Annotated in this window: 7 protein-coding genes; all 7 read right to left on the reverse strand. The window is 33.5% G+C overall.

What is annotated here, in order from left to right:
• Positions 1-122: 122 nt before the first annotated feature.
• Positions 123-1475, reverse strand: coding sequence for a putrescine aminotransferase (locus tag CLVI_RS14060; protein WP_106060764.1), 1353 nt, complete (start codon positions 1473-1475; stop codon positions 123-125).
• A gap of 194 nt (positions 1476-1669) precedes the next feature.
• Positions 1670-3133: an aldehyde dehydrogenase family protein gene (locus CLVI_RS14065; protein ID WP_106060765.1), complete on the reverse strand. Its 1464-nt coding sequence runs from the start codon at positions 3131-3133 to the stop codon at positions 1670-1672.
• 27 nt (positions 3134-3160) lie between these two features.
• On the reverse strand, positions 3161-4213 hold the full coding sequence (locus tag CLVI_RS14070) for a polyamine ABC transporter substrate-binding protein (protein WP_106060766.1): 1053 nt from the start codon (positions 4211-4213) through the stop codon (positions 3161-3163).
• Positions 4214-4225: 12 nt separating this feature from the next.
• Positions 4226-5032: an ABC transporter permease gene (locus CLVI_RS14075; protein WP_106060767.1), complete on the reverse strand. Its 807-nt coding sequence runs from the start codon at positions 5030-5032 to the stop codon at positions 4226-4228.
• Between the two features lie 2 nt (positions 5033-5034).
• Entirely contained in the window at positions 5035-5907 is an 873-nt protein-coding gene (locus CLVI_RS14080) for an ABC transporter permease (RefSeq protein WP_106060768.1), read from the reverse strand.
• A 19-nt stretch (positions 5908-5926) separates the two neighbouring features.
• On the reverse strand, positions 5927-7048 hold the full coding sequence (locus CLVI_RS14085) for an ABC transporter ATP-binding protein (protein ID WP_106060769.1): 1122 nt from the start codon (positions 7046-7048) through the stop codon (positions 5927-5929).
• A gap of 32 nt (positions 7049-7080) precedes the next feature.
• The gene (locus CLVI_RS14090; RefSeq protein ID WP_106060770.1) at positions 7081-7422 is read right to left on the reverse strand and encodes a P-II family nitrogen regulator; all 342 of its coding nucleotides are present in this window, start codon (positions 7420-7422) and stop codon (positions 7081-7083) included.
• Positions 7423-7563: the final 141 nt, after the last annotated feature.

Consider the following 7563-nt stretch of genomic DNA (forward strand, 5'->3'; position numbering starts at 1 on the left):
CATTTTCAACTTTAATTTTTTGATATAACAAACTTTTATACTTAAAAATTTCTATACATAAATAAAAGGAGCCAAATCTCCTAATTTGGAGATTGACTCCTTTATTATATTTTAGCCTACAATTAAAGATTAAATTCTTTTTTAGTATCAATAACTGCTTCCTCAAATTTTATAATAACCTTATCAATATCCTCATGAGATATAGTTGCTGATGGTTCAAATCTTATAGTTTTTGCGTTAACTAAGGTTCCTGCAGTCATTACTCTTCTTTTAAATAGACCCTTTGCAATTGCATAACCTAGTTCACAAGCACCAAATTCAACTCCAATCATTACTCCTATTCCTCTTACTTCTTGAATTACCTCTGGATACTTTTCTGCTATCTTTTGTAATCCACTCTTTAAATGAATTCCTTTCTCTGCTGCTAGTGCTGGAATATCATTGTCAATCATATATTTTATTGTTGCTAATGCAGCTGAGCAAGCAAGTGGATTACCACCGAAAGTTGGTGATCCAAGAATCCATGGATTGTCTTGTAGTTCTTGAATCCATAGATGTGGTCTTGCAATGATACCTGTTATTGGCATAATACCACCACCAAAAGCTTTTCCGTAGGTCAATATATCTGGTACTACGTCTTCAGCTTCACATCTAAACATGGTTCCCGTCCTACCCATACCAGTTTGAATTTCATCAAATATTAAACATACTCCTAATTCATCACATATTTTTCTTACTTCCTTTAGGTAACCCTTAGGAGGTATTATAACACCTGCTTCTCCTTGGATAGGTTCTAAAACAACTGCTGCTACCTTTTCACCTACATGTTGTAAGTTTTTTATAGCTTTTCTTATAGCATCAGCATCTCCAAATTCTACGTGTTGTACTTGTTGAACCATAGGAAGATATGGTGCTCTATAGGTATCTTTTCCACCTACAGATATAGCTCCCATTGATTTTCCATGAAAACCATCTATAGCTGCGATATACCATCTGCCACCAGTTGCTATTCTTGCTAGCTTAAGTGCCATTTCTACTGCTTCTGCTCCACCATTTGTGAAAAAACAATACTGTAAATCTCCTGGTGTAATTGCTGAAACAGCTTTTGCTAAATATCCTCTTAATGGATCTAAAAGTTCCTGACTATGAAGTGCTTGTCTATGCAATTGAGCTTCTACTACCTCTAAAATCTCTGGATTTCTATGTCCGCACATAAATATTCCAAATCCTCCAAGACAATCGATAAATTCTTCTCCATGAACATCGTAAAAATGTTCTCCCTCATCTCTCCATTCAACAAATGTAGCATCTGTTGAAACTGATTTTCTATACTTTAACCAACCTGGGTTAACAAATTCATTATAATTATCTACTGAGTCCCTTACTATCATATCCTGTGCCTCTGTCGTTAATACAGGGCTTTTAATATATCCAACTACCCTATCTAATTCCTCATTTATTCTTTCAATATTCATAATATCTACATCCTTTCATTTTGTGTTTAATAATTTTAATAAAAAAAAGACATCTATAGACTATATAGTCTACAAACGCCTTTGTTTGTACGGATTTTATTTTTGTTATTCTTATTGTTTAAATTTTACCACTATTTTGATAATTATATAATGTCCACCTGTTACAAAGATTATTGTCTTCTTTGGACAATCATTTATTCTGAAAACCAACCTGTAGGTTCTGGCTTAAGATTTATATTGATTTGTTTCACTTCTGTATATTCTTCAAAACCAAAAGTTCCAAGTTCTCGACCTATACCACTTTGTTTATATCCACCCCAAGGAGCTTCATTAAAAGTCGGATGGTAGGCATTTATCCAAGTTATTCCTGCACGAAGTTTTTTAATAACCCTCATGCCTTTTGAAATATCATTTGTAAATACGCCACCAGCTAATCCGTAGATTGTATCATTAGCAAGCTTTAGAGCCTCTGCCTCTGTACTGAATTTTTGTATTACAAGAACTGGTCCAAAAATTTCTTCCTTTACAATTCTCATATCAGCAGTTGTATCTCCAAAAATGGTAGGTTCAACGAAATACCCCTCAGTGCCAATTCTATTTCCGCCACAAAGAAGTTTAGCTCCTTCTTTTTTACCTATTTCTATATAACTTAGAACTTTTTCCATATGTGCTTCACTTATAAGTGGTCCCATTTCAACTGATGGATCTGTTCCAGGTCCTACTTTAATCTTCTTAGCCCTTTCCACTAATTTTTCCACAAATTTATCATATATGGTATCTTGAAGAATCAACCTTGAACCTGCTGAACAAACTTGTCCTTGATTACAGAATATAGCAAACAAAGCATAGTCTACTGCTGTTTCAAAGTCTGCATCTGCAAAAACTATATTAGGAGATTTCCCTCCTAGCTCTAAAGAAATATTTTTCAAATTTCCAGTAGATGCTTGCATTATACTTCTTCCCGTTTTAGTTCCACCAGTAAATGCAACCTTATCTATATCCATATTAGCTGCAATCTCATGACCTACAACTGTGCCTGCCCCTAAAACTAAATTTACTACACCCTTAGGTATTCCTACCTCTTCCATTATTTCAAAAAGTTTTATCATACTTAACGGGGTTATTTCAGCTGGCTTAAATATTATAGTATTACCTGCAGCAAGAGCTGGTGCTATCTTCCACATACCCATAAGAAGTGGATAATTCCATGGAACTATTTGTCCACAAACTCCAATAGGTTCACGAACAACCATAGAATGCATATTTGGATCTGGTACATCATAGGTCTGTCCACTAGGTTTTGTTACCATTCCTGCATAATATTTAAGACAGGCTACCGCATCATCCACATCAAACTCTGTCTCTCGCATAGGCTTCCCATTATCTTCATTTTCAAGTTTTGCAAATTCATCTTTATTTTCCTCAAGCTTTGCTGCTATCTTTAATAGATAATCTCCTCTATCAGTGGCTGAAACTTCATCCCAGCCATCTTCATAAAATGCTCTTTTTGCTGCAGCTACAGCTTTTTCAACATCCTCCTTTGTTCCTTCTGTAACTAGTGTTATTACTTTCCCTGTAGCAGGATTAACAATCTCTCTAGTTTGCCCTGATTGAGATAATAACCATTCCCCATCAATATACATCTTTTTAACTTCCATATTGTTCTCCTCCTTTACTATGAATATTTATTTAACTTCTGCCCATAACTTATCAAACTTAGTAGTTGCATCTCCTACATCTATAACGAATTCACCCTTTGCCATTTCTTCATCTGGTACATTAGAAGCTCCATTATTCTTGTAACTTTCTTCTAAAGATTCATAGGCTGCATTATTCACATTTTTGTATGGGAATTCATCTGTAACCATCTTACTGATTTCTGGACTTAGTAGAAAATCAATGAATTTCTCAGCATTATCCTTATTCTTTGAACCCTTTGGAATTGCAAAGCTGTCTATAAATAGATACATGCCTTCCTTTGGATATACAGGCTTAATACTGGACTTTTCATCCATAGCTAAAGCACATTCTGCATTCCATAAGAATCCTATTGATGCTTCTCCATTAATTAATAGAGTTTTAGGACTATCACTATCATAAGCTTTTATATTTGGTTTAAGATTTTCTAGATAAACCTTTGCTTCTGCAAGTTTTGCATCATCGGTTTCATTTAATGAATACCCAAGTGCCTTTAAAGCAATACCTATTAAAGCTCTTTGATCATCTAATACAACTAAAGAATTTGCATAATTAGGATTTAATAGGTCATTATAAGATGTGATATTATCTTTTACAACAGCTGTATCTACTGCAAGTAGAGCTGCTCCAGCATCAAAAGGTACTGAATACTTATTGTCTTTATCAAATTCCTTGTTTAAATAAACATCACTTACATTTGAAAAATTCGTTATATTATCCTTATTTAGCTCTTCTAGTAATCCTTTTTCTTTCATTATTGTAACCATATAATCACTAGGAACTATAACATCATAGGTACCTTCAGCTGAAGATTCAACCTTAGCCAAGCATTCTTCATTGCTAGAATAAGTACTATAATTTACCTTTATACCAGTCTCCTCTTCAAATTTGACTATAACTGAACTTGGAATGTATTCTGTCCAGTTAAAAACATTAAGTTCTTCTTGACTACTACTTTTTCCACAACCTACTACAGCTGTAGAAGCTAGTACTGCTACCATTGCAAATGCAAGCATTTTTTTTACTGGTTTTTTTGACATGATTTATTCCCCCTAAATTTTATTTCTTTTTTGTTTCCTTACCAAGGATATCCCTACTAGGGTTACCCCTATTATAGTTACCATGATAATAATTGTTGATAAAGCATTAACTTCAGGTGTAACTCCTGTTTTAACCATTGCAAATATTTTAAGTGGTAATGTATTACTTCCAGGGCCTGCTGTAAAGAAACTTATAATTACATCATCTAATGATAATGTAAATGCAAGAAGAACTCCTGATAATACTCCCGGTGCAATTAATGGTAAAGTTATCTTCATAAAAGTTTGAAACCTATTTGCACCAAGATCCATAGCTGCTTCCTCTATAGACATATCAAATCCACTTAACCTAGCTCTAACTGTTATTATTACGAAAGGTGTTTGGAAAGTTACATGAGCTAAAATTATTGTAAATAGCCCAAGTTGTATATTCATTAATGAAAATACAGACAATAATGCTATACCTAAAACTATTTCTGGTATTACAACAGGTATGTACAGTAACTTATCTATAATGTTTTTCCCTTTAAATTTAAATCTCTCAAGACCTACTGCAGCAAGAGTTCCTATAACACCTGATATAAGAGTACTAACAAGGGCAATTATTAAAGTATTTCCTAAGGCCTCCATTAAAGATCTATTAGAAAATAAACTTCCATACCATTTTGTAGTAAATCCTTCAAATACTATATTCATCTTAGAAGTATTAAAAGAGAATATAATTAGCACTATAATTGGAAGGTATAGGAATAAATAAACGAATCCAATATATGCATTCTTCCCTACTTCTACTGCTTTTCTTTTTCCTTTTTTCTTCATCCTTAAATACCTCCTAACTCATCTAAATCTCCACCGACTTTCTTGTACACTCCAACCAGTACTAATGTCATTATTATTAGTATTATTGATAATGCTGCTCCAAAGGGCCAGTTTCTTGCTGTAAGAAATTGATTTTTAATAAGATTACCAATTAGCATTACCTTACTTCCACCAAGCAAATCAGATATAAAGAAGTATCCTAGTGTTGGTATAAATACTAAAATTGATCCTGCAAATATTCCTGGCATTGTAAGTGGTAATGTTATCTTAGTAAATGCCCTTCTTGGTTTAGCTCCTAAATCACTTGCAGCCTCTAATAATGATTTATCTAACTTTTCAATACAGCTATATAAAGGTAAAATCATAAATGGTACTAGGGTATAAACCATACCTATCATAACTCCTGTATTTGTATAAAGAATTTCTAACGGTTCTTTTATTAGGTGTATTGCTAATAAAAAATTATTTATAATACCTTCGCTTCTAATTAAAATAATCCACCCATAGGTACGAACTAAAGAATTAGTTAAAAACGGTACTATAACCATTAGTAGCAACATGGTCTTCTTTCCTGACGATTTTTGTGCAATGAAATATGCAAAAGGATATCCAATTAAAATACATAACACAGTTGTTTTAGTCGCCATCCATATTGATCCTGTAAATACATTCATGTATAAGGGATCAAAGACATTAGCATAATTACTTAAGGTAAACCCGAGCTCTATCCCCCCATATTCCCCTCTATTCATGAAGCTAATTGCAAATATATAGAGAAATGGTATTGCAACAAATACTGTCATCCAAAATCCTATAGGGCCTACCATTGTTACTATGGATAATAGATTCTTTTTTTTGTTCTTATCTTTTTTCATAACTCTCCTCCTAGAGATTTTATTTTGCAGCCCCACTTATATCAGGATTATCAATAATTGAAAATACCTCTTCACTCTTTGATTCTATAACAACTGCATCCTCTACTTTCCAATATACATAAACCTTTGTGTCAACAGATACCATCTTCATCCCTGGTAATTTGTTCATCTTAATTTCCTGTCCTGATGGTAATACCACTATTGTCTTTATAATTGAGCCTACATAAACATGTTCCTTAACAATGCCAAGTATAGACGATTCTTTAACAGGAGTTTCTGAAATTTCTATCTTTTCAGGTCTAACTGAAATATAAACTATACTATCCTTCTCAAAGCCTGCCGCAATAGCTTCAACCTCTCCTGATTCAATTGTCACTTTCAACTTATCCTCAATGGATTCTTTTATAGTTCCATAGAAAATATTAGATTCTCCAATAAAGTCTGCTACAAATTTTGAAGCTGGTCTTTCGTATATCTCTGCCGGAGTACCCAATTGTTCTAAGATACCTCCATTCATAATTGCAATTCTATCACTCATTGTTAAAGCTTCTTCTTGATCATGGGTTACATAAATAAAGGTAATTCCAAGTTTCTTCTGAAGTCTCTTAAGCTCAACTTGCATTTGTTTCCTAAGTTTTAAGTCTAATGCCCCTAAAGGTTCATCAAGAAGTAGTACCTTAGGTCTATTAATTAAGGCCCTTGCAATAGCAACTCTTTGCTTTTGTCCACCCGATAATTGATCTGGCTTTCTTTTTTCATATCCTTTTAACTGTACCAACTCAAGCATTTCAGATACTCTAGTCTTTATTTCAGCTTTTGGCACTTTTTTCATAGTTAATCCAAATGCCACATTATCATATATATTCATATGAGGAAATAAAGCGTAGCTTTGAAATACTGTATTAACCTGTCTATCATAAGGCTCTTTGTCTTGAACCTTAACATCTTCAACAAAGATATCTCCATCCGTTGGTTCTTCAAAACCAGCTATCATTCTCAAGGTAGTAGTTTTACCACACCCTGAAGGTCCAAGCATTGTTAGAAATTCACCTTCATTAACCTGAAGGTTTAAATTTTTAACAACATGATTATCCCCATATATTTTATTAACGTCAGCTATTATGACTATTTTTTTCCCCATTGTTGTTGCCTCCTTTAAAGCGATAAAGCAACTTAAATTGCATTGCTTCCGCGTTCACCAGTACGAATTCTCATTACATCAAAAACTTCGTAAATAAATACTTTTCCGTCTCCTACGCCCCCTGTTGATATTTTTTCATTAATCTCAGTTAAAACCGCCTCTAATATTTCATCCTGAATAATTGCATTTACCTGAATTTTAGGTAAGAGGTTTATGTTAAGTTTAACACCCTTAAATTCTGTACCCTTAATTCCTTTTTGATTTCCACAACCCATTCCCGAGAACATTGTCATTCCTCCACAGCCATGTTCATTTAAAATTGCCTTGATATCCTCTAAACTTTCCGGTCTAATAACAACCTCTAATTTTTTCATAGTACCCTCCTTAATTGTAAGCGTCAAATAACTCATCACCTAGGACTGGCAGTAAATTAATGTGATAATACTCCTATACTTAGTAGGAGGTAATTTGCATGGCAGAAAGAAGATCTAAAGAAGAATGGATGATACTTGTAA

This window comes from Clostridium vincentii (assembly GCF_002995745.1).
Classification (GTDB): Bacteria; Bacillota; Clostridia; order Clostridiales; family Clostridiaceae; genus Clostridium; species Clostridium vincentii.